Raw genomic sequence first — 25,216 nt, forward strand, 5'->3', positions numbered from 1 at the left:
AGCTTTAACTGTTGTTTATTATGCATTTTTTCAATAGGTTCTTTTTATTAAACGATCACTATTCAGCCCCTGATCAGGTTGCTAATTGGCGAGTAAGTGCACTGCGCATTATTCTATCATTAGTAATGGTGTTATGTTTTGCTGTGGTGTGCCACACGTACGCAAGCGCTATTGAGTTTAACTTAATTTATATTGTTGTATTAACAAGCAGTTTTTTTGCGACTGTATGCGGTTTGCTTATAGCAAGTAAGCGTTTTTATCACTTCAGCGCTCATGTACTTTTAGTAGCCATTGTAGCTGCTAGCGTGTCAATGAACTTATTTTTAACAGACCTAGAGCTTGCTAAAGTGGGCTCTATGTATATGTATTCCTGCCCAATAATAGCACTTATGCTACTTGGTTATAGAACAGCCCTTGCTTATGGCGTATTAAATATTGTACCGTTTTATATGATCATCAATAACGTTGATGTATCGGGCTTAACTGGCATTGCTCAGCAACTTCCCGATGCCAGCTTATACATTACAGGGCTAATATTCTTATTTTTTAACATTTGTATTCCCCTTGCTGTGGCACGCACAATTGTGGCTGCTAAGCGTTTAAACAAAACAATGATAAGCGCTAATACACACCTTAAAGATAAAAATGAGCTTTATCGAAGCCTGTTCACCGAATCAAATAAAGCCAAAATTATTGTTGACGAAAATCTTGTCATTACTGATTTTAATCAACACGCTATTGATATGTTTGGTATAAAAAAAGAATTAAAAGAAGAATGCGTTAACCTTTCTCATTTATTTCCTACTTTAGTTTTTGACGCCCCTAATGCTCAAAATAAAATTGTGAAGTACAAAAAAAGCTATTTTAAAGCCTGCTACCAACAAATAACAATGAGTACTAACTACCGTGTATACGACTTTTACGATTGCACGCAAGAACAGCTCATTAAACAAAATTTATCGATGATGGAACAAGAAAATAAACGTTTACGCTTTAGAGACTCGCAAACAAAACTACCTAATAGAGAATGGTTTGAGCTGCAATGCGACAGATTAACAAGCAAATACCAAAAAGGTTTTTTTATCGTTGTTACCCAAAGTGCAAATAGTGAATACTTAAATTTAAAGCTCACTAAAGCCGACTCTCAAGCATTACTTATTAACGCGTACAAGCGTTTAAAGGCGATGGCAGATGGGCCGTTGTTGTGTGCCCATATAGGAGTAGGAAAGCTTGCTTTTATAATTGGCGCAAACTCGCAAAACGAGCTTGAAGATAAGCTATTAATGCAAATAAAAAATACATTAGATAAAACTTATAATGTGTTTGGCACTAAGTGTCAGCAATCATTTTTATTTGGTTTTGCAAAGTATCCTGATCACGGAAAAAACAGCACAACAGTACTTAGCAATGCGTGCGAAGCACTTAAAGTTGCAAACTGTAATATGCCTCTAAGTGGTTATAACGAAAAACAATCACAAGCTTTTATCGAAAAATACGAAATTTCGATGTTGCTAGACGAAGCGCTTCAGCAGGGCGATTTGTCGGTACACTATCAACCTAAAGTAGATGCAACGGGTCAATGTATTGGGCTTGAAGCTTTAGCGCGTTGGAACAGTCCAATACTAGGTAATGTGTCGCCAGTGGTATTTATTCCTATTGCTGAAGAATACAGAATGGTTAGTAGGTTAACCGATCTGATTATTCAAAAAGTCTGCGCTCAAATTGCCAATTGGACTAAGGCGGGTTTACCGAGTGTGCCCGTGGCAATAAATATATCTCTAATTGATTTTAGCCAAACCGATTTTATGTCAAAACTGGTTAAATACCTTGCCGACTTCAACGTAAAGCCACCTCAAATAGAGTTAGAACTGACCGAAACCTCTCTTGAGGCAAACCAAGCGCATTCGCTAAAGCTTATGCAAACACTGCAATCGTGGGGTTTTACTATTTCGGTTGATGATTTTGGAGTGGGGTATTCTAATATTGCACGCCTTGCCGATTACCCTATTAACAAACTTAAGTTGGATCGCTCATTAATCAGCCAAGTAACGAGCTCTACGCGTCAAAAAAGTTTAGTTAAAGCGGTGCACGTTATGTGTGAAGAGCTTGATATTAAGTGTGTAGCCGAAGGAGTAGAAACCCAAGAGCAAGTAGCAATAATGGCGCAAATGGGGTGTAAAGAATTTCAGGGCTTTTACTTTGCGAAACCAATGCCAGCCGAAAATTTTGCAGAGCATGTTAGCCGCCATGGCTTAGTGTTTAACCCCAAAGAGATGACGGCTCAACTTTAAATGTATAGTGGGTATTTTATTACCTAATTACAGAGCTGTTGGGCGTTTATAGTTATTTCGCACTGATGAATAACTCCTGCTCCCCAATGCTGTATATCTGATTGAGCAGTACAGCCTGCATCTTCAATTAAAGCCGTATTGGCATCACATAAAAGTAGCACTGCGTTATCATCTTGTACGTTTACAATAAGCGTGTATTCCCCAAAAGGTGCAAGTTTGCTTAAATCGTTATTAACAGCGGCTTTTAATAACTCATCAGTTGTTGAATAGGATGTTTCACTAAATTTTAGTGTGCCATCAACGGCTGTAGCAATATCTTTTAATTGTGAGGCTAAGTCGGCCATCACTTCTGGATTGTTTTTTTTAGGAGTGTAGCAACCGCTAAGTAATACTATGAGGCTTATATAAAGTAAGTGTTTCATTTTATTTGCTCCATACCGTCATCGTGTTGTGTTCATCGTAGCCTGTATCTAGGTTCCAATTTTTAATTGCACTGTAATCAGGATCTAAAAATACGGCATTGGCAATAATGGTTATGTAGTGCTGAATGTTACTAACGGCAAAGTCAAAAATATCGTTGTAATGCATAGGCTCGTGCGGCGTTTTTAGATGTTCAATAAAAGTGGGGTCTACTTCGTTTGGGCGAGGATAAAACAAGCCTAAATCAGCAGCAACATGGCGTGCACAGGCAAATAATCGATAGCTTTCTTCAACATTATTTACTACAAGCTGAAAACCGTTATGCCATGAATTAAAGTTAGGAGCGTGTTGTGCTGCGTAGCTTGGGTGAACCGTTAATAAAGCATGTCGCCAAATTTTTGCAATATCGGTATCAAAATTATCGTCTTTGTTAGTACAAGATCCAATATTTTGTTGCACGCGGTCAGCATAACCTAACTCACCTAAGTTTAAACGTTGCCAAATAAACGCGTCTTGATTCATTTCGCAGGTACGGTGCGCCGTTTGGTTTTGCGCGTAAGGGCCTACTTTTAATTCAACAACCGGATGCACTGTTATATCTGCAGCAACATGGGCCATATAACCGCATAACCAGGAAAAACACTTTTCAAATGCTTCACCTTCAAGTGTTTTACAGTATTCAATCATTGCTTTAAGTAAATCGCCTGTGTGCTCATAGTGCATTAGGTCGGCCCACGCATTTTGGCTAGGCTGCGCTACAGCTAAGTAAGGATAATCGGGGGCTACACAGCCTAGTTCAAGGTATGCTTGGCGTTGGCTTAAAATAAGCTTTGCTTTTTTAGGCATATCCATTTTAGCGAGTGACTTGGTTTGCGTTGCAATATTAACAGCAGTGATGTGCGCAAAAGCACCTGGCATTGTCATATCCTTATGATTTATTAATAAGGGTACAGATTAACATTGAGAGGGGGTTAAATAAAGCCAACTAAATGCAAGTATAGCGGGGTAAACACCTATTAAATTAGCTGCTCAACTAATTGGCCATTCTCGTATAATTTAGCATGTTGACGCTTATGTTCTTCAAATAGGTAAGCTCTTAGTTGCTCTTGACCGCTATGAATTTGCGTTATTTTAGCGGCTATACCTTGCGTGCTTTGCCTTACGGGTTCTATTTCCATCGAAATACTTTGTTTGTTAGGTAAAATAAACTCCATGTGCTGTGATTTATTTAAATGGTTACCTTTTCTGAGGGGTTTTAAAAACATCCCCGTGTTTGATATTGATTCAATTTTAAACCCTTGGCTTTTAATATTTAGCTCACTCCAGCGCCAACTGCGCAGTGTGCCTTGTGTGTCTATTACTTCGGGGGCGGTTAAAATCGGTTTGATTATACCGGCGCTATCAATTTTCAAGTCCAACGGAAACCATAACTGATAGTGTGCAACCTCTGCGAGCAGGGTTAAATTAGCGCTACTAAGTAAGTGAGCAATATTGGCTGGTACTGAACTTTGTAACGTTAAAACGTGACTGTTGTGAGCATGTGACTTTGTATTGGGCTTAAATAACTCAGCAAAAAAATTTATCTCTTCATTAGAAAAGTCCATATTTCATCCCAGTTACATAAAATAATTCACCACCGTAATTTAAACAATGAAATTGGTCAATAAATGCTCCGTTTAAATTTGTTTAGATAATATTTACAAAGACAGAGGGGCAAACTAAACAATGTATTTAAATGCAGTGCTTAACCCGAACGTTTTTCAGAGACTTGAATTATTTAACATTTATAAAAATATATTTAGGCGCAAGTGGCTAGCTGTTAAACTACAACACATTAGTTTTATTATTTATATTAGAGTTTACATTATGATATGTGCATTTTTACGTGAACAACAGCCGAAGTTACTGGGTATGGTAGTGGCATTGTTCGGTGCCGGTTTTTCAATAAATGCAGTGGCTCAAGAGCAAAGCCAAACTTTAATTTTAGTGGGGTCAGAGCTTACTACCTGTACTAGCGCCAAGCTTAATAATTGCCAAAAAGAGGCTGTTATTGATGGTAAGTCACATAATTTATATACACTTAGCAGCTCTCAAATAAAAAACATCGCGCAGCATTGGCCTAATAATAATGTTGAGGCAAAAACGGCTGTATTAAAAACACTTAAAACCATACAAAGTAAATCGTCAAATAGCGTATCAAAAACAGATTTACTCTGGCAGTGGCGCGATATAAATAATCAGCAATTAGAAAGTCTAACTCAGCAAGAGTACAACTTTGTATTTGATATGCTAGAAGTACCGCTACTTAATAAAAACGGTGAGCGTTTAAAAGAGCAAGTAAATACCGATTTTAATAATGAGGTTGCGACTAATAATATTTTACAATTTGTGTCGGGCAGTTTAAAAGTTAATAACCCAAAACCAACCATGCTTGCTATTACGGCTTCGAGCCGCGACCCTTATGAGTCGGCAGATGTAGCGCAAAGTCTTTTGGCACAATCAAATATAAACACTCAATGGTTAGCACTAACGCCAGCGCTTGCTAAAGCGATTACGAGTAACTCGTGCGATGAATTACCAGCGCTTAGAAATACATTAATGAATGTGTATAACCGTGAAGTGATTTATCCCGATCGCACAAAGGCCGAATACGCTTTATGTAAAAATGGCACTAATGCACTTGTATCACTTATTAAAAATAGTACCGGTGTGATGTTTAATAGCGGTAATGCAGCATTAACTCATAAGGTATTATTTGATCAAAACAATAACCCATACCCGTGGACTCAAGCATTGCAAACTCGCCCAGTAATTGTAGGTGAAGGAGCGGGCGCAGCAATCCAAAGTAAAGTGACGCGCATGCTTACAAATACGACAAGCCTTGAGGCACTTCGTAAAAGTGAAAATAACACTAATGCTGGTGGGCTGGGCAGTTTTAACTTTGGTGTACTAGATACTCAATTTAGCGAACAAAACCGTACATTTAGGCTTGCAGCAGCGCTAAATAAAAACGAAGTGAAAAATACTAAAACAGAGATTCGACATGGTTTTGGTATTGATGAAAATACAGCCTTAGTTGTTATTAAATCGCCAGAAGGTAGCTTAATAACCGTAATAGGCAAAAGTGGTGTAGTGCATTTGGCTAACCAAGGTAAAGCCCAACCTGGGAGTAAGAGCTATAGCTATTCGTACTGGCCTACAAGCAGTGTAATTGAAATTACCAATAATACGTTTACATTAAGCGCACGCACAATAGATGAAGCTTTACCCGCTATAAAAATACCTCCACTGCCAGTGCAGCGTTTTGGCTCAATTTTAACAAATTCAAAACTGCGTTCACTTACTCAAGCGATGTGCCTAAGCCAAGAGCAAAGTGCGGTAGCCCAACAAGACGAGTTTATAATTAGCCTTACAGCAACGAGTGACACGCAGTATCATCGCGTAAATGCAAAAGAGTTTGGTTGTGCGCTAAGCAATTTAGAGTTAGCTATAAAATCGATTTAGTGACTAACCTGAGCCAAGGGTTTAAGTTTTTGGCTCTTCTATATAAAATAGCCACCATAATGATTTAAAAGCCTTACTAAAAGAGTGTTAAAATGAATAAAGAAAATGATGTAATTTCTAGTCTAGCCGAATTAGAAAGCTTTTTATTAAATGTAGAAAACGGCGGTCTTGGCCTTAAGGGTGTTTCGGGCGTTGGTATGGCAACAAACAATAGTGATGGTAGTCGTTTTGTAGCCGTGTTTGACGACCAACAAAAGCTGCTTTTAGCGCGCAGTATTACAGAAGATGTATTCCAAACAGGGCAAGATATGGTACGTAATGGTGTAGGGCGCAAGCACTAGTACTTTAATAAAAAAGCGCTTAGAGCGCTTTTTTATTTTAATTTCAATAAATTGAAATCAAATGCCTTCATATAGATTCCACAAAGGCCACTTCAAGTTAATAACAATTAAATACAACCCCCATCAAAAACCACAAAACTAGCCAGCTAAACTCAGTTTTATTAAGTGCGCTTAGTTAAATAAGATAGTGCTACGGATAAATTGTAGAATCAAAACAGATGGATTTTGGCTATATTTTGAAGAGAAGTTTAACTTATTGATATAGGTGTAGTTAATTGGTCGGTATGGAGAGATTCGAACTCTCGACCCCTGCCACCCCATAGAAGTTATGATTAGATTTAAGTAGAAGTAAGTAGCTACAAGTAAAACTGATTCTTAATTCAACTGTTTGTTATAAATGGTTTAAATTTAATTTATTAGTGTGGGTTAGCTCTAAGTAGAATTAAGTAATTGAATACGGGCGGTGCTACATATATGCTGCATGTACTTTATGTTTAATATTTGGTGCTACATATGTCTGTCGTGAAAATGTTATTAACTGATTCGTTATTAAGCTCAGTTCCTGAACCTATTAAACGGATAAATGACACAAAGTTAAGTGGATTTCATGCACGTGTAGGTAAAACACAAAATGATAAAAAGCGTAAAATTGCACTTTACTTAAATTATCGTTTTGGTGGCATCAAAGGTAAACAGCGTAATTACCATTTAGGGTACTTTGGTGAGTGCGATTTAAAAGATGTGCGCAAGGAAGTTGAAAGTCTAAAAGGGCGAGTTGCTTTAGGTGAAGACGTATACGAAACAAAGCAGCTATCACTAAAGCGGCAGTTTATCGAAGATATATCACCTACTGTTGAAGAGCTTGCTAAAGAGTTTATTGAAAGAGACATTAAAGTTAATCGGAAAGACGTAGATCCTGTAATTAGAATGTTCAAAAAAGACATTTTGCCCTTTATAGGCAACTATAAGCTCAAAGAAATAACTCGACGTGACATTCTCAATAAGGTACTTGACCCAATAAAAGATCGGGGCTCAAATACCCAAGCAAATAAAACACTCTCTATTTTAAAACAAATGTTCGACTTCGGTGTTGAGCGAGACCTTATGCAGGGCAATCCTGTAAGTACGGTTAAAAAGAAAAGCGTGGGGGGCCTTGAAAAGTCGCGAACCAGAGCACTAGAGTTTGACGAAGTTATTCAAGTATTTGACCGCCTGCCAAAGCTAGGTATAAGCCAGCAAGTTATTTACGCACTAAAGTGTATAACTTTAACAGGTTGTCGGCCAATAGAGGTTACAGGCGCACAGTGGCAAGAATTTGATTTTGATAAAATGATATGGACAATCCCAGCCGAGCGCGTAAAACAAAATAAAGATGGCGAAAGAACCCATAAAGTACCGATTACCCCAAATATGGTTATTTTGCTTGATGAGCTGCGCGCAGCATTTGGCTATCTCAATTCTAAGTATGTGTTCCCGAGTACAACAACTAATAAATCAGGCCCAGGTGAGCAGCCGATTGACAGGCACTCACTGTCACGCTCCATAAGCCGTAAATTAGAGCAATTAGGAATCCCTAAGTTTGTGCCTCATGATTTAAGAAGGACAGTCGCTACCCGTTTAGGAGATGCTGATATTGGAACAGATCCAATAGTGATTGAGAAGATTTTGAATCATCAATTACAAGGGGTGCAGGGGGTTTATAATATGCAAGATTACATGAAGAAAAGAAGGCTTGCTTTAATATCTTGGGGTGAAAAGCTACTCAATTAGGTTTTAGTAAGCTATATTTTATGTACCAAGGAGTTGTGATTTATGGAACTTCATAGTTTTGAGATTGTCCACACTAATACGCAACTTTTTACTGTTTCAATTTTTTACTTGTTCTGTAGAATTGCGCCCAACAGTAATATTTTAGTTTATTTTATACTAACTGTGCTGCTAGACAGCATATAAAATAAAGTTTACAATTTTACACAGGTAAAGCGCTATGTTTTTAGAGTTTTTCATTTGTAACCAAGGATAATCGTGGAACAACTTAGTAACCATATTTCATTTCATATCTTTTCGGATAATACGGATATTGAAGTAAATCCAAAATCAATTGCTGTTTTATTAGAAGCCTTTTCAGAATTTGGACTTATACCTAATATTGGTCAGCAAGTTAATGCTCTTACTGGCGAGAAGAAAAAAATAATTAGGATGGTTTCAGAGAATGGTGACTCTTTCATCGAGTTCCTCCCTAATAGAATTATTATATCTCTAACAAAACAGGACGATATAGAATTAACGCGATTCAAAAAAGATGCTATGAAAATGCTAAACAATCTACAAAAAATAGACTTTACAAAAAAGGCCAGTAGATTGTCTGTTATAACTAATAAAACTTTCAAGTTAGCATCTTTAAATGAGTCCAGAGATATTTTTGACAAAGTTTTCTCAAAAGAGCCTGAAGATTTAATAGAGTGGGAATTTAGAAAAGCTATTCGATCGGATGTTCTTGGTCAAAAAGTTAATAACGTGCTGCGAGTTCATTCAGGTGAAGGAATGAACCCTGAGGAAAATAATGGTAAGTTTTTTAACTTTTTGAGTGTTGAAGTTGATACAAATACACTATCAGAAAACAGTGGATTCCTCTTCCCTGTAGAAGATTCAGAAAAATATTTTGACGGGCTAATAGAAAAAAATAATGCCTTGAGCCAAAGTTTATCTATCTTAGGAGAATCGTTATGAAGTTCGCAAGTCATGACAATGATACAAAGTGGATGAATGACTCTGTTTCAGAGTTTAACTGGGCAAATGCAGCTTTCGTTACTCATTTTGGCGCTTCGAGTAAGTTAACTCAACAAGAACGCCATGTTAGTAAAGATTTTAAAGCCTCAGAAATTTGTAGGTTTGTAAAAAACGAGAATTGTGTCGATGGTGAGATAACCCGCACTCAGTTATATTTAGAAAAGTTATATGGTGAAGATTCTGATGTTTTCAGAGAGAGTTTCCAGAAGGCTTGGCTCAGTTTATACAAAGAAGAAAGACACATTACTTCCTTTTTAAATATAGTATCCATGATGGAATATGAAATGTTTGGGGATTTTGGCGATAGTATGGTGGTAGGAACTTTCTCTCATGAATCCTCACTAGTGCGAGAAGCTAGTGTAAAGGTTATCGAGGCATGGGAGCAAAATACATATATCGATTACTTGGAATCAATGCGTGCTTTTGATGAAGAGTGGCTAGAAGAATATAGACAAGAAGTCTTGAGCACATTAAAGGAATAAAAGTGAGTTCGCTAATACGCAAAGTATCCAAACAGAAATGGATTAACGTTATAACAGATGAGAATGCAATTGTAGAGGCTGATGCTATCACCGGTTGTACGAGAACATCCAGTAATACGCTGTCTGTGTGGTTAACAGACGATGAAGATTTTGATAGTGAGAATAATAAAAAGCTTATTGCTGCATTAGCATCTAGCGCAGATAAGCCATCTACATTAGACGTTGTTTTATTATGTCAATCTAGCTTGGAAGAAGCTGGTGTTTTTGTTAAAGATACGCCAGGGGGGTCGCCTTACACAGAGGTAAATGATAGACACCGAGATTTAATAAACTTAAACTATACCAAGCTAGGTGTTGTAAGTGACCACATTGGGGAGCGTTTGCGTTCTGATAAGTCCAGAAGATTGACCCGAAAAAAAGTCATTGAGCTGGTTAGAACTTATGTAAACAATGGGATAGAATTTGAAGCACTTTCAGAAGGTTGGAAAAAAGAAATAGCAAAGTAAAATCCCTTATAGCCTAATTTCATTCTTAGTTCCCTAAAGATACCTCATTAATCTCTGCTCTAAAATTGTACACTCTCTTGTTAAATGGTCTCTAAGGCCGTTTTACGTATGAAGTCATGTACGTCAGTCGAAAAGGTTAGAGGGCGTTTAGGGCACACAATTGATATATTTAATGGAAACCTAGATAGTTTCAGTGCAAAAAGTTAAGCTTTTTAAAGTTATTACGTTAACGTATCCTAATACATTATTTTCCGATCTCATTCAAAATAATGCCTTTTGATTTAGCGATTAAGTAATTATTTATCAATAACAATCTCCAAATTTCTATTTAAAGCTACACTCATAAGTGAGGGACTTCCTCTTAATTAAAAGGATAACGATTATGGGTCTTAAACCTGGACCAAAACCAATTGCTGATTCAACTGGCAAACCTGATAAACGTAGACGTGATAACAAAAATACTCCAGGGAACACCCCTGGATTAAAACCTAGTAAATCTTCAAAGAAATAGATAAGACTTGAAATTAAGGCTATCTTCACGGTAGCTTTTATATTTAACGCAAATAAACTTCAGTTATTTCAGGTCTAAAATGCCCCATCTCTTGTGAAACTGTCTCTAATGCTATTTGATATGGATATTGATTAAGTATCAGCTCTAATAGCCTTTCTTGTGCGTAGCTATGCCTAAGGCCGTGAGCACCGTTGGAAAATGAAAGCGTACGGTTTGATGCTTTATTAAATGAATCAGACCACTTTTTACCGCCTCCTATATCGTAGCGCTGTAAGTAGTTTATTTTTCTATCAACAACAGTGGCAGGTTGTTTAAGTTTACGAAGTTCTAATTTAGCTGATAAATCGTGAGGTATTAGTACTTCGCGTGTTAAGCCTCCTTTGCCTGTCACGGTATATAGCACACCGTTTCTACCAGACCATTTTGAATCAAAAGCTGGCCGTTTATCTGCTTTGCGCTCTTCAACTTTGGCTATGGTCAATAATTCATGCGCACGAAGCCCCGAAGAGAGTGCTATTTGTGTTGATAATGAATATTTAGATGTTTGGTGCTTACTTATTATTTGTACTTGCTCTGTGGTGTAGGCGCGTGATTTAAGAATTTGCTGATTAATTGATTTAATAACAGGAAGCGTTTGTTTGTCTTTAAGTTTGCCGTTTAGCCTCATCATTGCTTGTATAGCTTGGCGCTCCATATCCAGTGACTTTTGACCCACTATTTCTTTACGGTAATCTAAATAATTGAGTGCTTGCTCGATGGTCATTGCCTGAATACCGTTTATGCCAATATCTTTAGCCCAAGAGGCAACGGTGTTAAGTGATTGCTCGTAGTTTCTGGCAGTTCCAAGAGACTTTATAAGCTTACTTTTTGTAAGTCCTTTTATGACATTGTGTGCTTGAGTTTTTGGTTTCGCAAATTTAGCCATGTTTTTTAATCCATCTTTGAATTGTTGACCAATGAGCATTTATACCTTTACGCTTTAGCCAGCGCTGAAGCTCGACAATGTTTGACCCTTGCTTGTAAATTTCTATTAGCTCGAATTTATGTTTATCAAGCTTAGATGCTTTTTTACGGCTTCCAGCGATTAACTTACTTTCAAATTTTAGTTTTTGGACTTCGATTAGTGCATCGAATTTCATGGTGTGACTCCAGTCGTATTAAGGTTGTAAGATTGACTGGCAATAAAGCTCAGCGGCACTTAAGCCTATTCGCCCCTGTTTTTCGCATATGCGAAAGGCTCGGACTGATCTCGCCTGATTATTAACCTCATTTCTACGTGTTGTCAGCAGCTGGAGTGCGCCGTTTTTGATTGGTTACTACCTTTAAAAAGATAGTATTTACCTCGTTACTACGTGTTGAAGGCAGCAGAATAGCGCCTGTTTTTTTCTGGCTCGTTAGAGCTTCAGTAGCAATAAGGTTACCACTTTAGAAATATTTTTCAATCTGCAAATAAAACCTGCGTATAAGGGTATGAATGTGTTGTCCCCCGCTATGTGTAAGCCGATTTTCGGCTTCGACATAGCGGGGGACAGGGGCGAAGCCCCAATGTTTAAAGAGAGGCTATTGCTCATGATGCCTCTCTTTAAAAATGAATTTGCTATATGTTGTTAGAAAATAAAGCTTTGGTATTCTTAGAGGTATTTTAAAGCATGCTATTTGAAACTATGATGAGAATAACTAATATAATAATTACTCCATATATGGCGTGGATTCGATATGTTATTTTTCTCAGTTTATCTATGCTACATATTAGCTCTTCTATTTTTTCTGTTTTATCAATAACAACTTTTTCGATCTTTTTATTCTTACTTTCTGTTTCTGAATGAGAAGCTATAATGCTGCCGCCAGCGCCGGTACAAGAAAAAAGAGCTAAATTTTTGAAAATTTCAAATTGTTGGGCAAAGTATCCATTCATATACTCACTGAATACCTCTGGGATTACTGCACCCCAAAAAATCCCATATAAAATTAAAAATATCCCTTTTAGAAACTTCTCAATATCATGCTCTAAAAGTAATATGAAAGGTATTGTAAAGCCTATTAAAAGGGATGGATATGCAATAAATATCCATCCTTTGAACAAGCTAAATGGGAAGATAATTAAGCCGATAAATAGTGAAATATACAAAATCAATTTAACTCTTACTGCTTTTTTCATAAATATCCGTTCGGTTAGTTTATTTTTTAAAGTGCAGAATTAAATCTACTAGTGCATCCTCTTCACAATAAAAAAATGCTGTTGGCACTTCTAATACTTTAGCTAACGCGCGCACTGTTTGAAAGTCGGGTGAGTGTACGCCTTTTTCGTATTGATTCATTCTAGGCGACGCCGCGAACTGATCCATACCTGCCAGTATTCCTAGTTTTTTTTGCGAAAGTCCTTTTGCTAGTCTTGCCTCTTTTAGCCGTTTTGGAAACGGTGAACCATCATTCGTTTTCATTATATTAAATTCTTAACTTGAAAACTAAGAGTTTCTTAGCTTTAATGTGTTCACGATACTAAGGAATACTTAGATGGAAGCGAGTGAAGCAAATGTTCTGGAAAGCAGTTAAGTTTATAGGGGCCGTTACGGTTGATATTTTGCTGGATGTTGATGATAAGTCTGAGCAGGATAAGTTCATTGATGAATACAATGATGGAACTGGAAATGTCGATCATTGCGGTGATAGCTACACAGAGCAAGAAGCGCGAGACACTCATAGTCGTGGTGAGTTCTACAAATAGTTTTGACAGTTGCTTTGTTAAGTGCAATTGTTAAGTGGGTTTTTACACAAAATACAGGCTACGCAGTTGAAAAGCTGCGTAGTTTTTTATGATTAATTTTAACGTTTATGCATTTTTACCCGCGATTGATTTTTTATTTATCAGACTGCAAGGTCAGGATAATAGCCGTGATAAGTTATTATCGATTAGAAATAACCTAAGTAAGCTTAATGAAGCACAAGTGCTTAGTGAGTTACTTACCTTAGACTTCATGTTTTACGATTATAGTAACGAGCAATCAGAGGTTTGGGATATACAACTAGAGTCTTTTTCATCGTTTTATAATCGATCAGAAAAAGTGAAGAAGTTTGATAATTACTACCCTGAGGCACATGTTCAATCAGTGTTTAAGTGGATGCTTATGCTTTGTGATGATTGCAGTGATAGTTTGAAAATCCAGCCTTCAGTAATTCATTAAACGGCACAAACAAAATTTAAAGGGATTTATTATGAAAAGAATTGGCGATTTAGAAATTTACGTAGGTACTAAAGAAGAATATGAGCTTGCCAAATCAAAGGGCATGAAAATTGTTTGTGCTTTAAACAGAGCAAATGGTCATGTAACTCACCAATCTGTTGTTGGTTGGAGTGGCAGGGGATGCAACAAAGATAACCCTTACTACTTATTTAAAGAAACGGAGGAAGCGATTTATTTAAACATGATTGATGGTGATAACCCTGCATATGTAAGTAATGAAATGATCGATCCTGCGTTAGGCTTTATAAAAAGAGCTTTAGACAATGAAGAAAAAGTATTTATCTATTGCAGCTTAGGTGAATCTCGAAGCCCATCTATTGCTTTAATGTATTTGCTTGAAAATGGTTTAATAGATAGGGAAGACGCGGATAAAGTATTTCGTGAAAACTACTACAGTGAATATAAACCTAAATTTGGAAATTTGGGCTACATTCAACAACGTTGGTTATAAAGAGGGCGTTATAAAGTTCAAACCCGTTAGAGGCTAAATTGCTTGATTTATACTCCTAAGTAATTTAAATTTATAAATAAGCATATGTTATATGCTTATTTATAACGCGAAGAAATTTCCCTATTTAATTAAGTTCAGAACATTCTACTTATCACTTTCACAGTGAAAAAACAGGCGCTTACGGGCTGCCTTCAATACGTAACGAGGTACATACACGTTTGTGTATGAAATTAAGCCATATCTATGTGGCGCATTTCTTCGCTTCTTTAACGTATTGGAGATTGTTATGCCTGGATATATTACCGCTCAACAAGCAGCTGCTTATTTAAGCTGTTCTACTCAACATATTTATAATATTCGTAATAAAAGTAAAGCCGCTTTAAAAGCGGGGGATCACCAGTTAGCTAAAAAACTTTCGCCTGAAAGTATTAAGTTAGGTAACAAATTACTATTTGAAAAGTCGACTTTAGATACTTGGCTTCGCAAATATGGTGACCGCACATAGCTTGCTAGTATGGCAGGCATAGCAAATTAAACTTCTTGCCTGCCATGTTGATTACTTTTGACATAGGTATTTTTATTATGAATTCAGCAGTACAGCCATTAATGGTTGAGAATAAGTGTGCTCAGTTGCTTTTAACACAACGATTATTTCAAACCACACCACCTAGAACACTTAGTGCAGATATAAAACATGAAGCACGTTATCGGTATGGTGATTTAGCGTTAAAAACTCATAAATATATTCAGATAAACCCTAAAAACATCGTGTTCTGGTTGGTTTTTGACATTGATGATGAAAACACTTTTAGCTGGGAAGATAAGTTATTACCGCCTCCAAATATAATTGTAAGTGGCTTAGACCGAGCTGATAGCTCTAAAGTAGTTGGTGGCGCGCATCTATTTTATGCAGTTCAATTTGTACCTTCATCAAATGCATCGTGTGAAAAACCAGTCAGATTTTTAGATGATGTAAGAAAGGGGATGACATTGCAATTAGGCGCTGATACATCCTATTACGGCCCTTTGAGTAAAAACCCTTTAAATTCGAGTTGGAATACATCTTTCCTTCATGCACATGAATATAGTCTAAATGAATTAAATAATTATTTAACAAAGGTGACAAAAAAACGCCGATATGACTTTGATTGGTCTTTAGTCGCTGAGTCGCGAAACTGTATGGTATTTCATGAGCTTAGATTCATAGCATACGAACGTATTAATTATGCGAAAGAGAATTGGACATATGAACAATGGGAAAGTCATTTATTTAATATTGCTCAGTCTTGTAATGAGTTCAGTTCGTCAGACCTTCCTAAAACCCACCCATTAAACCACTCCGAATTGAAAGGGATTGTTAAGAGTGTGGCTAATTTCACTTGGTTCAAATATAGCTCGTCAAATAACCGTGGGAGAGCCGGACTATTTTTACTGCAAATTAAGATCGTAACTAAAAAACTTGCTCAACAGCAGGGAGCTAAGTTTACACACAAAGCACGTAGAACAAACACAGAGGAAAAAATTACTAGAGCAATAACGAAGATACAAAGTGAAGGGAAAAAGCCTTCACAGGTACTTATAGCCAACGAAATAGGAATGACTCGACAAGCTGTTGCTAAATATAAACATCTACTAGAAATATGTTAATTATGCTGCACATCAGGGTATTAGGAAATAAGATAGGACATGATGTTACATATTAAAGTTATCTAATAACTACATATGAACGAGCTGAATTAGCTGTAAGTAGTGAAGCTACATATATGCTACATGTATTAATAATATTTAGTGTACGTGTAGCAGTATGTATTTTATTTAAATTATAAGTACTTAATATTTAAATAAATTAAATGGTCGGTATGGAGAGATTCGAACTCTCGACCCCTGCCACCCCATGACAGTGCGCTACCAAGCTGCGCTACATACCGACGTTGTTTGCAATAGTACGTGTATTTTTTTAAAAATCAATAAGCGATTGTTTGTTTGGGTGTTTATTGCGCAAGAGGCCTAAAAAGGCGCCCTTGCGGTGTATTAATTAGCTAGTCTTTATTTAGCCACTTTTTGATCGAGTCATACATCTCATCTCGTATTAATGGCTGAGCTTTTTTGTTAGGGTGTAAACTATCGTTTTGCATTAGCTCAGGTTGGCTGGCAATATCGAGCATAAAAAAGTTCATTAAATGCGCATTTGTTTCTTCGCTAACGCGCGAAAAAGTGTCAGTAAACATTTTACTGTAACGCGGGCCGTAATTAGGGGGAATGTAAATCTCCATTAAGGCGGTCATCGCATTAGCTGCTTGGCTTTTTTGAATAAGAGACGTTAAGTTAGTTTGCATTTTTTTAACGGGGAAACCACGTAAACCGTCATTAGCGCCTAGCTCAATAAGTACATGAGTGGGTTCGTATTGCTCAAGCAATGCATCTAAACGGCGTAGGGCTCCACCAGATGTTTCGCCACTAATACTGGCGTTGATAAGTTCAATGTCGGCTTGTTCGTCATCGTATTTATCTTGTAACAATTTTACCCAGCCTTCTTCTTGTTGAAGTCCGTAGGCTGCGCTTAAACTGTCACCGAGTATTAAAATCGTGTTGTCGGCTGCTGCGCTCAGCGGTTTGATAACTAAAAATAAAATGAATACTAAACGAAGGATTGAATGAGTCATATGTCAGCGCTTTCTCAATTAAATATAATTCAGGTTAATGGTTTGTCTAAAATAGTTTCTACCTTTGAAGGTGAGCTGCCCATCCTCAGCGACATCAGCTTTAATGTCAAGCATGGTGAGTCTGTTGCTATTGTTGGCACGTCGGGCTCTGGTAAATCAACGTTACTCAGTTTATTAGCGGGGCTGGATACCGCAAGCAGCGGCGAAATATTTTTAGATGGTGAACCATTACACAATTTAGATGAAGAAGAGCGTGCTGCACTGCGCGCGGCTAAAATTGGATTTGTGTTTCAATCGTTTATGTTAGTACAAAGCTTAACGGCACTAGAAAACGTTATGCTACCAGCAGAGCTCGCTGGTGAAAGTGATGCAAAAGAGCAAGCAATTGCTTTGCTTGAAAAAGTAGGCTTGAGCCATCGAATTGATCATTACCCGTCGCAACTCTCTGGCGGTGAACAGCAGCGTGTTGCTATTGCGCGAGCATTTATTGGTACACCTAAAATACTATTTGCTGATGAGCCTTCGGCTAATTTAGACAGCAAAAACGGTAAAATGATTGAATCCTTATTATTTGATTTAAATACTCAGCACGGTACTACGCTTATTTTGGTAACTCACGATGAAGGGCTTGCACAAAAATGTGAGCACATTATTCAAATAGAAGCGGGTTTACTGGTAAAAAGCCAAGTAGAGGACGTTGCTAATGTGGGTTAAGTTAGCGCTTAAGTTATTTTCGCGAGAATTTCGCCGTGGTGAGCTCACGGTTATAAGCGCAGCTATCGCCCTTGCTGTTTTAACCGTGCTTACACTGTCGATGGTTACTGAGCGAATAGGGCAAAGTATTGCGCAAAAAAGCAGTGCTTTTATTGCAGCAGACCGTGTACTTGCAAGCGACCATGTTCTGGACACCGCTTTTATTACTCAAGCACAGAGCCAAAATTTAAAAACGGCGCAAATGGTGTATTTCGACACTATGTTGTTTGCCGATGATGAAATGCAGTTTAGCTCAGTAAAAGCGGCATCTAATGCGTACCCGCTAAAAGGGCAGTTAAAAGTTAAAGATACCCTAACCGGTGAAACTAAAGTTGCTAATAGCGGGCCAACGCCGGGTAATGTGTGGCTAAGTGAGTCGGTATTTTACAGTTTAAATATTGATATAGGCGCGCAAGTAGAGCTTGGCGCGGCATTATTTAATGTTTCAAAAGTTATTGTAGAAGAGCCAGACGCGCCATTTAATGTATTTTCAAGTAGCCGTCGTGTGCTTATTAATATTGACGATGTTGCAAAAACTGAAGTTGTGCAGCCGGGTAGTCGAGTTTATTACCGCCAACTTTATGCAGGTAGTGAGGCCGACATAAATAGCTTTTACGAGTGGCTTAAACCACAAATGAAAGAAAACCAACAATGGTATGGCGTTAAAGACCGCCAATCACCCATTTCAAACAGCTTAAACCGCGCTGAGAGCTTTTTATTACTTGCTGGTTTACTGGGCATTATTTTAGCCGCAGTGGCTATAGCTGTTTCAGCAAAACGTTATTGTGAACGCCAATACGACCCAGTAGCGATGATGAAAACGCTAGGCGGTAGCCGTTCAATGATCCGCAAAATATACATGCTCCATTTATTGCTTGTATGTGCAATGGCGGTAAGTATTGGGCTGTTAATTGGTTATGGCTTGCAAGAAATAGCAACAAGTTACTTATCAAAAAGTATGGGCACAGAGCTGCCTTTAGGTGGCTTTAAACCTTGGCTGGTAGCTATAAGCACTGGCGTAATTTGTGCCGTTATGTTTTCTATTAAACCGTTATTTGATTTATTTGATATTCCACCGCTTAGAGTACTGCGCCGTAACTTAGGTGACAAGTTGGCTGTAAGTCGTGTGCATTTAGGTATGAGTGCGCTAACTGTGTTTTTATTAATGTGGTTATTTAGTAACAACATAAAAATAACGCTTATTTTGTTTATATCAACACTTGCGCTAATTGGTGTGCTGTTTTTAGTATCTAAATTAATATTTGGTGGTGGTCGAAAGCTAGGATTAAAGCCAGGTAATAGTTGGTCGCTTGCAATTGCATCTATCCAAAAGCGTGCCAATGTGAACGCGGTACAGTTAATTAGTTTTTCGTTAGCAATTAAATTACTGCTGTTTTTAGTGGTACTTAAAAACGACATGATATCTGATTGGCAGTCGCAGCTTCCAAACGACGCGCCTAATGCGTTTTTGGTTAATATTACGCAAAATGAGCTTGAGCCAATTAATGAATATTTAGCTCAAAAAGATATTCAGGTATCAGAGTTTTATCCCACTATTCGTGGGCGCGTAAATGCGGTAAACGGCGAGCTGGTAGCACGTTCTGTATCGCTGCAAGACAACGAGAAAAAAGACGAAGAAGCACGTGCAGGTATTGGTCGTGAGCTAAACCTTACATGGCTTAAAGATGTGCCTGACCAAAATGAAGTAACACAAGGCACGTGGTTTGGTGAAAATGCGATGGCTGAGGCTTCAGTAGAGGAGTCGATGCTTGAGCGTTTAGATGTTGAGATAGGCGATACGCTAACATTTTTAATTGGTTCGCAGTCGTTCGATGCTAAAATCACCAGTGTGCGCAAAGTTAATTGGGCCACGCTTAAACCTAACTTTTTTATTATTTTAAGCCCAGATGTACTTGCAGATTTTCCCGCAACGTATATTTCGTCGGTACGTATAAACCCAGACCAAAAGCGTGATTTTAGCCAGTTATTACGTACTTACCCTACTATTACAGCTATTGATATTGATAACTTTGTTAAGCAAATACAAACTACTATTTCGCAAGTATCGCTCGCCATTGGCTTCGTACTTGCAATTGTAGTGCTGTGTGGCGCGCTTGTACTTATATCGCAAGTGCAAGCTAGTTTAGGTGAGCGTATGCAAGAAATTGTAATACTGCGAACGCTTGGGGCTAAAAGCCGATTAATTAAAAACGCGACCCTGTATGAGTTTTTATTACTGGGCGGTTTAGCTGGTTTAGTGGCTGCATTTTTTAGTGATATAGCGCTTTTGATTGTGCAGCAACAAATGTTTGATTTAGCAGGTAAGTTACACCCACATATATGGATTATAGGTCCGGTAGCTGGCGGCGTATTTGTGGCAGGTTTAGGTTATTTAATGATTGCCCGAACACTTAAACAAAATACCCAAGGATTAGTGCGTGCCCTAGGGTAAGCTTAAACTAACATGCTCTGTAAATGCCCACCTAGTACGTGGGCATTTTTGTTTTTCTTTGTACTGGTAATTTATACAGTGCTCTGGCATTATTAGCTTAATTTAAAAATAATAACAATGGAGCGCTGTTTGGCCATCATTTTAGGGATCGATCCTGGTTCACGTTTGACCGGATATGGTGTTGTTGCCCATCAAGGTTCTAAATTTACATACTTAGGCAGTGGCTGTATTAAGTTAGCCGATCATCCTTTTCCGGTTAGGCTTAAAATGATCTACCAAGGCATTACACAGCTTATTGAGCAGTTTTCGCCAGAAACCTTTGCCATTGAAAAAGTATTTATGGCGCACAACCCCGATTCAGCTTTAAAACTTGGCCAAGCTAGAGGCGCTGCTATTGTAGGTGCTGCAATGGCCGACTTGCCCGTATTTGAATATTCAGCTAGGCAAATTAAGCAAGCAGTAGTAGGTAACGGTGGCGCTGATAAAACTCAAGTGCAACACATGGTAAAAAATATTTTAAAACTACCTGGTACGCCACAAGCCGATGCAGCTGATGCACTCGCTATTGCGATTTGCCACGCTCACTCAGAACAAAATTTAATTAAACTAGCGGGCAGCGCAAGCAAAACCGTTAGAGGACGTTTAAGGAAATAATTATGATAGGCCGCTTAAATGGTATTTTAGTCGAAAAACAGCCACCAGAAATATTACTCGAAGTAAGTGGTGTAGGTTACGAAGTACAAATGCCAATGACCTGTTTTTACGATTTACCAAAAATTGGTGAAAATGCGATTGTTTACACTCACTTTGTAGTGCGTGAAGATGCTCAACTATTATTTGGTTTTAATAATAAAGTTGAACGTGCTTTGTTTAGAGAGCTATTAAAAGCAAATGGCGTAGGGCCAAAACTTGGCTTAGCTATTTTATCGGGCATGTCGGCAAAACAATTTGTAAGTTGTGTAAATAACGAAGACTCAACATCGCTTGTTAAATTACCCGGTGTAGGTAAAAAAACAGCCGAGCGTTTAGTACTCGAAATGAAAGACAGGCTAAAAGATTGGGGTAATGATTTATTTACGCCATTTAGTGACAGCGCAGTAATAGAGCCAATGAGCGATGCGACAATTGCTAATAATGCAGCGGATGATGCCGTATCGGCACTGCTTGCATTAGGTTATAAATTGCCACAAGCTCAAAAAGCAGTAAAATCGATAAGTAAACCCGATATGTCTACTGAGGTTCTTATTAGAGAATCTTTAAAATCTATGTTGTGAGTAACCCATGATTGAAGCGGATCGCTTAATTGATGCGACTGAAAAAACAAATGAAGACTCTATAGATCGTGCAATAAGACCAAAACTTTTAGCCGACTACAGAGGCCAGCCTCATGTTAAGCAGCAAATGGAAATTTTTATTGAAGCTGCCCGAACCCGTGGTGAAGCGCTTGATCATTTATTAATATTTGGCCCACCTGGGCTTGGTAAAACCACGCTTGCAAATATTGTAGCCAATGAGTTACACGTAAGTATTAAAACAACATCAGGCCCTGTACTTGAAAAAGCAGGCGATTTAGCTGCTCTACTTACTAATTTAGAAGAGGGCGATGTACTGTTTATCGATGAAATACACAGGCTAAGCCCGCAAGTTGAAGAAATACTGTATCCCGCAATGGAAGACTACCAGCTTGATATAATGATTGGTGAAGGCCCAGCTGCGCGTTCTATTAAATTAGACTTACCTGCATTTACACTCATTGGTGCAACCACACGAGCAGGATCGCTTACATCGCCACTGCGTGACCGTTTTGGAATTGTGCAGCGATTAGAGTTTTATTCTGTAGAAGATTTATCGCACATAGTAGGGCGCTCTGCACATTATCTTGGTTTAGAAATGTGTGACGATGGCGCTACCGAAATTGCCCAGCGCTCGCGCGGCACACCACGTATTGCAAACCGCTTATTGCGCCGTGTACGCGATTACACTCAAGTAAAATCTGACGGCACAGTAAACGCCGATGTAGCTAAGCAAGCCCTTGATATGATTGACGTAGATAAAAGTGGTTTTGATTATATGGACCGCAAATATTTACTCGCCATAATCGAAAAATTTATGGGCGGCCCAGTAGGGCTCGACAATGTAGCGGCTGCTATTGGTGAAGAGCGCGAAACAATAGAAGATGTAATAGAGCCATTTTTAATCCAGCAAGGATTTATTCAGCGTACTCCACGCGGGCGCATAGTGTCTGACAGTGCATACCATCACTTTGGTTTACCTCCTAAAAAAGACTAGCCTATATACTTTACTTGCTGTGGTTTATAGCGCAGCAGGTAATTGTTTCAGTATCCCTTTGTTTCAAATTATTATACTCAAAACCTCAACACACTGTTGCAAATGTTATTTCAAAATACTAATACGCTTTATAGTTAACTGTTAATTCACAGGGCGTTAAGACTCGCGAGGCTATCCTGCGTACCATTCAAACTAGTAAGCGAATTACTTATTGTAAATTAGGTAGGGCAATTATTAGTTTATAAATAAAATATGTAGCGCGCTAAATTGCAGGCAAAAAAAAGCCCGCAAAAAATGCGGGCAAACAACAAGTTGAAGGAAGTAATCCAGGGGAACTACGTTTTACTAAATTTGGTTTTATCCAGAAAGAGTAAAACAATGTAATACGATAAAATATCCTATTACTAAGAACTTGGCTTAATGAAACTATCTCATTCAGTGCGCTAGCTCGGTATGGGAGAATAATACGTAAGTTTACTTTTTTGTTCAAACTAGAAAATTTGTATTTTCAGATTAGAAAAACTAATTTAGTGAATTTTATTGTTGTTTGAATCTTGTGCGTTAATTAATCGTTAAATTTATAAGTTTATGAAATTTATAACTTAAGTAATTTATTTCGTTATAGCTCGGTATTAGTTTTACTATTACGTGCAGGTGAGGCTTATAGGTTTTGAGTGTTTATGCTCTTATTTTGAATAAACGGCGCATTTTATGACGTTTCATGTATATATTTACGCATATTTATAGTTAGCGAGTTTGTTTTAAAGTTTAAATAAAATACTGAGGCAAAGGGAAATGCTAACTAAAGCTGTTTTTTTAACGTTTTTTGTTGCCTATTCATAGCAATACCGTTGTCAGCTTGAAATGGACTAGATACACTAGATGCAACTTTTGGCCGTGTAAGCGGTCATATTTACACAAATTAACCAATTTGCCGTATTTTGAAATTATTTAGGAGTTTAACGTGGGATCAGGGCTTAATTTTTTAGATCTAATTTTAGAAGCAAGTTTGCTTGTTCAATTAGTAATGTTAGGGCTAGTTGCCATGTCTGTAATGTCGTGGACAATTATATTTCAACGTAAAAAAGCAATATCGGATGCGCTAATAAATGCTAAGAAATTTGAGCAAAAGTTTTGGTCGGGTATCGATTTAAGCAAATTATATAACGAGATATCGTCACGCAGCGGTCAGTCTCAAGGCATTGAAGCTTTGTTTACTTCGGGCTTTAAAGAGTTTGCTCGCCATAAAAAGAATACATTTCAAAGTGCGAGTATTGTTATGGAAGGAACGCACCGCTCTATGCGTGTTGCGCTTTCTCGTGAAATTGAAAAAATGGAATCTAGCCTATCGTTTTTAGCAACAGTAGGTTCTATAAGTCCGTACATCGGTTTGTTTGGTACAGTGTGGGGTATAATGAATGCCTTTATTGCACTAGGTGAAGTTAAGCAAGCTACATTACAAATGGTAGCACCAGGTATTGCAGAGGCACTTATTGCGACTGCTATGGGTTTATTTGCGGCGATCCCTGCTGTTATTGCTTATAACCGTTTTTCAAACAGTGTTGAAAAGCTTGAGTCTCACTATATTAACTTTATGGAAGAGTTTGCTAATATTTTACACCGTCAAGCAGCTACACAAATAGAGGCACAAGCGAATGTATCAGCGTAAAAAGCGCCGTCCGGTCGCAGAGATTAATGTAGTACCTTACATTGATGTAATGTTGGTGCTACTTATAATATTTATGGCTACAGCACCGCTTATTACGCATGGTGTAAAAGTTGATTTACCTAAAATGGAAGAGTCTGATTTAGTTGATACTAAAGATACTCCGCCTATTATTGCCTCAATAGATGCACAAGGTAAATATTACGTGAGTGTAGGTACTGATCCTGAAGAGCCTATGGAAGCACTTGATGTGGCTGCGGTTATAAAATTACAGCTAATGAAAAACCCTGACGTGCCGGTAATGATTAAAGGCTCGGGTAAGGTGTCGTATCAAGAAGTATTATTACTAATGGATTTTTTGAAAAATGCAGGCGTACCATCAGTAGGATTAATGACTGAATCCTTTGAGGGGAAGTAGCTGTATGAATAGTTCAGTAGTAAAATCAATAGTACTTCATTTAGGGATTGGTGGATTTTTGTATGCTTCTGCAAATATTCATCCGCCAACACCTAAAGTAATGGAAGTAACGCTTAATTCGGCTATACCTACGCCAGATAAAGCGGTATCAGCCGTTACAGTTGATCAAAAACAAGTTGAGCAAAAAATTGCTGAGCTTCAAAAGAAAGAACAAGATAAAAAAAGTGCTGAAGATAAACGTATCCGTGATTTAGAACGCAGAGCGGCCAATGCACGCAAGCAACGCGAATCAGAAGCACGTAATATTAAAAAGCTAGAACAAGAGCGTAAAGCTAAAGAGAAAGAAAAAGCGCAAGCCGAGGCAGAAGCTAAAAAAGCACGTGCCATTGAGCAAAAAGAGCGTGCTAAAGCTAAGCAAGCCGAAAAGCAAAAGCAAG

Annotated in this window: 28 protein-coding genes and 1 tRNA gene; 20 read left to right on the forward strand and 9 right to left on the reverse strand. The window is 37.9% G+C overall.

Annotated elements, in window-relative coordinates; all coding sequences use genetic code 11:
• Positions 1 to 20: 20 nt before the first annotated feature.
• Positions 21 to 2,291 carry an EAL domain-containing protein gene (locus H5157_RS18750; RefSeq protein ID WP_182725269.1) on the forward strand — a complete coding sequence of 757 codons (2,271 nt, stop codon included), beginning with the start codon at positions 21 to 23 and terminating at the stop codon, positions 2,289 to 2,291.
• Positions 2,292 to 2,314: 23 nt separating this feature from the next.
• Here H5157_RS18750 and H5157_RS18755 read toward each other — a convergent pair whose 3' ends face one another.
• The 3 genes from H5157_RS18755 to H5157_RS18765 all read right to left on the reverse strand — a co-directional run bounded on the left by H5157_RS18755 (position 2,315) and on the right by H5157_RS18765 (position 4,315).
• Positions 2,315 to 2,713, reverse strand: a complete 399-nt coding sequence (locus H5157_RS18755) for a hypothetical protein (RefSeq protein ID WP_002960664.1) — start codon at positions 2,711 to 2,713, stop codon at positions 2,315 to 2,317.
• A 1-nt stretch (position 2,714) separates the two neighbouring features.
• Complete coding sequence (locus H5157_RS18760) at positions 2,715 to 3,629, reverse strand: zinc dependent phospholipase C family protein (protein ID WP_182725270.1); 915 nt, start codon at positions 3,627 to 3,629, stop codon at positions 2,715 to 2,717.
• Positions 3,630 to 3,727: 98 nt separating this feature from the next.
• The gene (locus H5157_RS18765; RefSeq protein WP_024596834.1) at positions 3,728 to 4,315 is read right to left on the reverse strand and encodes a hypothetical protein; all 588 of its coding nucleotides are present in this window, start codon (positions 4,313 to 4,315) and stop codon (positions 3,728 to 3,730) included.
• A 262-nt stretch (positions 4,316 to 4,577) separates the two neighbouring features.
• On the opposite strand from H5157_RS18765, the gene H5157_RS18770 reads away from it, so the two are divergent.
• The 6 genes from H5157_RS18770 (at position 4,578) to H5157_RS18795 (ending at position 10,334) form a co-directional block, all read left to right on the forward strand.
• Entirely contained in the window at positions 4,578 to 6,215 is a 1,638-nt protein-coding gene (locus H5157_RS18770; protein ID WP_182725271.1) for a cyanophycinase, read from the forward strand.
• Positions 6,216 to 6,307: 92 nt separating this feature from the next.
• Complete coding sequence (locus tag H5157_RS18775) at positions 6,308 to 6,556, forward strand: hypothetical protein (RefSeq protein WP_002960658.1); 249 nt, start codon at positions 6,308 to 6,310, stop codon at positions 6,554 to 6,556.
• Between the two features lie 513 nt (positions 6,557 to 7,069).
• On the forward strand, positions 7,070 to 8,326 hold the full coding sequence (locus H5157_RS18780; RefSeq protein ID WP_182725272.1) for a tyrosine-type recombinase/integrase: 1,257 nt from the start codon (positions 7,070 to 7,072) through the stop codon (positions 8,324 to 8,326).
• A 255-nt stretch (positions 8,327 to 8,581) separates the two neighbouring features.
• Positions 8,582 to 9,286, forward strand: a complete 705-nt coding sequence (locus H5157_RS18785; protein WP_182725273.1) for a hypothetical protein — start codon at positions 8,582 to 8,584, stop codon at positions 9,284 to 9,286.
• Positions 9,283 to 9,828: a hypothetical protein gene (locus H5157_RS18790; protein ID WP_182725274.1), complete on the forward strand. Its 546-nt coding sequence runs from the start codon at positions 9,283 to 9,285 to the stop codon at positions 9,826 to 9,828. Before H5157_RS18785 ends, H5157_RS18790 begins: the two co-directional genes overlap by 4 nt.
• A 2-nt stretch (positions 9,829 to 9,830) precedes the next feature.
• The gene (locus H5157_RS18795) at positions 9,831 to 10,334 is read left to right on the forward strand and encodes a hypothetical protein (RefSeq protein WP_182725275.1); all 504 of its coding nucleotides are present in this window, start codon (positions 9,831 to 9,833) and stop codon (positions 10,332 to 10,334) included.
• 554 nt (positions 10,335 to 10,888) lie between these two features.
• Here H5157_RS18795 and H5157_RS18800 read toward each other — a convergent pair.
• The 4 genes from H5157_RS18800 to H5157_RS18815 all read right to left on the reverse strand — a co-directional run bounded on the left by H5157_RS18800 (position 10,889) and on the right by H5157_RS18815 (position 13,286).
• Positions 10,889 to 11,770, reverse strand: a complete 882-nt coding sequence (locus H5157_RS18800; protein WP_182725276.1) for a site-specific integrase — start codon at positions 11,768 to 11,770, stop codon at positions 10,889 to 10,891.
• Positions 11,763 to 11,984 (reverse strand): hypothetical protein, encoded by a 222-nt coding sequence (locus H5157_RS18805; RefSeq protein WP_054206549.1) that lies wholly within the window; start codon positions 11,982 to 11,984, stop codon positions 11,763 to 11,765. The genes H5157_RS18800 and H5157_RS18805 overlap by 8 nt, the downstream gene beginning before the upstream one ends.
• 503 nt (positions 11,985 to 12,487) lie before the next feature.
• The gene (locus H5157_RS18810) at positions 12,488 to 13,003 is read right to left on the reverse strand and encodes a hypothetical protein (RefSeq protein ID WP_008136220.1); all 516 of its coding nucleotides are present in this window, start codon (positions 13,001 to 13,003) and stop codon (positions 12,488 to 12,490) included.
• 19 nt (positions 13,004 to 13,022) lie between these two features.
• Positions 13,023 to 13,286: a helix-turn-helix domain-containing protein gene (locus H5157_RS18815; protein ID WP_165723918.1), complete on the reverse strand. Its 264-nt coding sequence runs from the start codon at positions 13,284 to 13,286 to the stop codon at positions 13,023 to 13,025.
• A 92-nt stretch (positions 13,287 to 13,378) separates the two neighbouring features.
• On the opposite strand from H5157_RS18815, the gene H5157_RS18820 reads away from it, so the two are divergent.
• The 5 genes from H5157_RS18820 (at position 13,379) to H5157_RS18840 (ending at position 16,185) form a co-directional block, all read left to right on the forward strand.
• Positions 13,379 to 13,570, forward strand: coding sequence for a hypothetical protein (locus H5157_RS18820; protein ID WP_182725282.1), 192 nt, complete (start codon positions 13,379 to 13,381; stop codon positions 13,568 to 13,570).
• Between the two features lie 88 nt (positions 13,571 to 13,658).
• Positions 13,659 to 14,027, forward strand: a complete 369-nt coding sequence (locus tag H5157_RS18825) for a hypothetical protein (protein ID WP_182725277.1) — start codon at positions 13,659 to 13,661, stop codon at positions 14,025 to 14,027.
• Positions 14,028 to 14,058: 31 nt separating this feature from the next.
• Positions 14,059 to 14,538, forward strand: a complete 480-nt coding sequence (locus H5157_RS18830; RefSeq protein ID WP_182725278.1) for a dual specificity protein phosphatase family protein — start codon at positions 14,059 to 14,061, stop codon at positions 14,536 to 14,538.
• A 286-nt stretch (positions 14,539 to 14,824) separates the two neighbouring features.
• Complete coding sequence (locus tag H5157_RS18835) at positions 14,825 to 15,043, forward strand: helix-turn-helix domain-containing protein (RefSeq protein WP_182725279.1); 219 nt, start codon at positions 14,825 to 14,827, stop codon at positions 15,041 to 15,043.
• A 77-nt stretch (positions 15,044 to 15,120) separates the two neighbouring features.
• On the forward strand, positions 15,121 to 16,185 hold the full coding sequence (locus H5157_RS18840; RefSeq protein ID WP_182725280.1) for a replication initiation protein: 1,065 nt from the start codon (positions 15,121 to 15,123) through the stop codon (positions 16,183 to 16,185).
• A 204-nt stretch (positions 16,186 to 16,389) separates the two neighbouring features.
• Here the strand turns inward: H5157_RS18840 and H5157_RS18845 are convergent.
• Positions 16,390 to 16,466, reverse strand: a tRNA-Pro gene (locus H5157_RS18845).
• 111 nt (positions 16,467 to 16,577) lie between these two features.
• Entirely contained in the window at positions 16,578 to 17,201 is a 624-nt protein-coding gene (locus tag H5157_RS18850; protein ID WP_039490141.1) for an arylesterase, read from the reverse strand.
• Between H5157_RS18850 and H5157_RS18855 the strand changes: the two genes are divergently transcribed.
• The 8 genes from H5157_RS18855 to tolA all read left to right on the forward strand — a co-directional run.
• On the forward strand, positions 17,202 to 17,915 hold the full coding sequence (locus H5157_RS18855) for an ABC transporter ATP-binding protein (RefSeq protein WP_154903889.1): 714 nt from the start codon (positions 17,202 to 17,204) through the stop codon (positions 17,913 to 17,915).
• Positions 17,905 to 20,406 (forward strand): ABC transporter permease, encoded by a 2,502-nt coding sequence (locus tag H5157_RS18860; RefSeq protein WP_182671772.1) that lies wholly within the window; start codon positions 17,905 to 17,907, stop codon positions 20,404 to 20,406. Before H5157_RS18855 ends, H5157_RS18860 begins: the two co-directional genes overlap by 11 nt.
• 129 nt (positions 20,407 to 20,535) lie before the next feature.
• Positions 20,536 to 21,060 carry a crossover junction endodeoxyribonuclease RuvC gene (ruvC, locus tag H5157_RS18865; RefSeq protein WP_002960649.1) on the forward strand — a complete coding sequence of 175 codons (525 nt, stop codon included), beginning with the start codon at positions 20,536 to 20,538 and terminating at the stop codon, positions 21,058 to 21,060.
• Between the two features lie 2 nt (positions 21,061 to 21,062).
• A complete protein-coding gene (gene ruvA / locus H5157_RS18870; RefSeq protein ID WP_002960647.1) occupies positions 21,063 to 21,680 on the forward strand; it encodes a Holliday junction branch migration protein RuvA in 618 nt (205 codons plus the stop codon).
• 7 nt (positions 21,681 to 21,687) lie between these two features.
• The gene (gene ruvB, locus H5157_RS18875) at positions 21,688 to 22,695 is read left to right on the forward strand and encodes a Holliday junction branch migration DNA helicase RuvB (RefSeq protein WP_182721056.1); all 1,008 of its coding nucleotides are present in this window, start codon (positions 21,688 to 21,690) and stop codon (positions 22,693 to 22,695) included.
• A gap of 964 nt (positions 22,696 to 23,659) precedes the next feature.
• Positions 23,660 to 24,364, forward strand: a complete 705-nt coding sequence (gene tolQ, locus H5157_RS18880; protein WP_002960643.1) for a protein TolQ — start codon at positions 23,660 to 23,662, stop codon at positions 24,362 to 24,364.
• The gene (gene tolR / locus H5157_RS18885) at positions 24,351 to 24,779 is read left to right on the forward strand and encodes a protein TolR (RefSeq protein WP_002960641.1); all 429 of its coding nucleotides are present in this window, start codon (positions 24,351 to 24,353) and stop codon (positions 24,777 to 24,779) included. Before tolQ ends, tolR begins: the two co-directional genes overlap by 14 nt.
• Positions 24,780 to 24,783: 4 nt before the next feature.
• On the forward strand, positions 24,784 to 25,216 hold a 433-nt coding region (gene tolA / locus H5157_RS18890; protein ID WP_182725281.1), incomplete at its 3' end, for a cell envelope integrity protein TolA.

The sequence above is a fragment of the Pseudoalteromonas sp. SG43-3 genome, assembly GCF_014164385.1.
Taxonomy (GTDB): Bacteria; Pseudomonadota; Gammaproteobacteria; order Enterobacterales; family Alteromonadaceae; genus Pseudoalteromonas; species Pseudoalteromonas distincta.

Excerpts from the sequence above, each read along its gene's own strand:
- H5157_RS18830 (WP_182725278.1), top strand. The coding sequence starts at position 14,059 with ATGAAAAGAATTGGCGATTTAGAAATTTACGTAGGTACTAAAGAAGAA.
- H5157_RS18860 (WP_182671772.1), top strand. The coding sequence starts at position 17,905 with ATGTGGGTTAAGTTAGCGCTTAAGTTATTTTCGCGAGAATTTCGCCGT.
- tolR (WP_002960641.1), top strand. The coding sequence starts at position 24,351 with ATGTATCAGCGTAAAAAGCGCCGTCCGGTCGCAGAGATTAATGTAGTA.
- H5157_RS18820 (WP_182725282.1), top strand. The coding sequence starts at position 13,379 with ATGTTCTGGAAAGCAGTTAAGTTTATAGGGGCCGTTACGGTTGATATT.
- H5157_RS18760 (WP_182725270.1), bottom strand. The coding sequence starts at position 3,629 with ATGCCAGGTGCTTTTGCGCACATCACTGCTGTTAATATTGCAACGCAA.
- H5157_RS18780 (WP_182725272.1), top strand. The coding sequence starts at position 7,070 with ATGTCTGTCGTGAAAATGTTATTAACTGATTCGTTATTAAGCTCAGTT.
- H5157_RS18755 (WP_002960664.1), bottom strand. The coding sequence starts at position 2,713 with ATGAAACACTTACTTTATATAAGCCTCATAGTATTACTTAGCGGTTGC.
- H5157_RS18835 (WP_182725279.1), top strand. The coding sequence starts at position 14,825 with ATGCCTGGATATATTACCGCTCAACAAGCAGCTGCTTATTTAAGCTGT.
- H5157_RS18775 (WP_002960658.1), top strand. The coding sequence starts at position 6,308 with ATGAATAAAGAAAATGATGTAATTTCTAGTCTAGCCGAATTAGAAAGC.
- H5157_RS18805 (WP_054206549.1), bottom strand. The coding sequence starts at position 11,984 with ATGAAATTCGATGCACTAATCGAAGTCCAAAAACTAAAATTTGAAAGT.
- H5157_RS18825 (WP_182725277.1), top strand. The coding sequence starts at position 13,659 with ATGATTAATTTTAACGTTTATGCATTTTTACCCGCGATTGATTTTTTA.
- ruvB (WP_182721056.1), top strand. The coding sequence starts at position 21,688 with ATGATTGAAGCGGATCGCTTAATTGATGCGACTGAAAAAACAAATGAA.
- H5157_RS18855 (WP_154903889.1), top strand. The coding sequence starts at position 17,202 with ATGTCAGCGCTTTCTCAATTAAATATAATTCAGGTTAATGGTTTGTCT.
- H5157_RS18790 (WP_182725274.1), top strand. The coding sequence starts at position 9,283 with ATGAAGTTCGCAAGTCATGACAATGATACAAAGTGGATGAATGACTCT.
- H5157_RS18770 (WP_182725271.1), top strand. The coding sequence starts at position 4,578 with ATGATATGTGCATTTTTACGTGAACAACAGCCGAAGTTACTGGGTATG.
- H5157_RS18765 (WP_024596834.1), bottom strand. The coding sequence starts at position 4,315 with ATGGACTTTTCTAATGAAGAGATAAATTTTTTTGCTGAGTTATTTAAG.
- H5157_RS18750 (WP_182725269.1), top strand. The coding sequence starts at position 21 with ATGCATTTTTTCAATAGGTTCTTTTTATTAAACGATCACTATTCAGCC.
- H5157_RS18850 (WP_039490141.1), bottom strand. The coding sequence starts at position 17,201 with ATGACTCATTCAATCCTTCGTTTAGTATTCATTTTATTTTTAGTTATC.
- H5157_RS18810 (WP_008136220.1), bottom strand. The coding sequence starts at position 13,003 with ATGAAAAAAGCAGTAAGAGTTAAATTGATTTTGTATATTTCACTATTT.
- H5157_RS18840 (WP_182725280.1), top strand. The coding sequence starts at position 15,121 with ATGAATTCAGCAGTACAGCCATTAATGGTTGAGAATAAGTGTGCTCAG.
- H5157_RS18800 (WP_182725276.1), bottom strand. The coding sequence starts at position 11,770 with ATGGCTAAATTTGCGAAACCAAAAACTCAAGCACACAATGTCATAAAA.
- H5157_RS18815 (WP_165723918.1), bottom strand. The coding sequence starts at position 13,286 with ATGAAAACGAATGATGGTTCACCGTTTCCAAAACGGCTAAAAGAGGCA.
- ruvA (WP_002960647.1), top strand. The coding sequence starts at position 21,063 with ATGATAGGCCGCTTAAATGGTATTTTAGTCGAAAAACAGCCACCAGAA.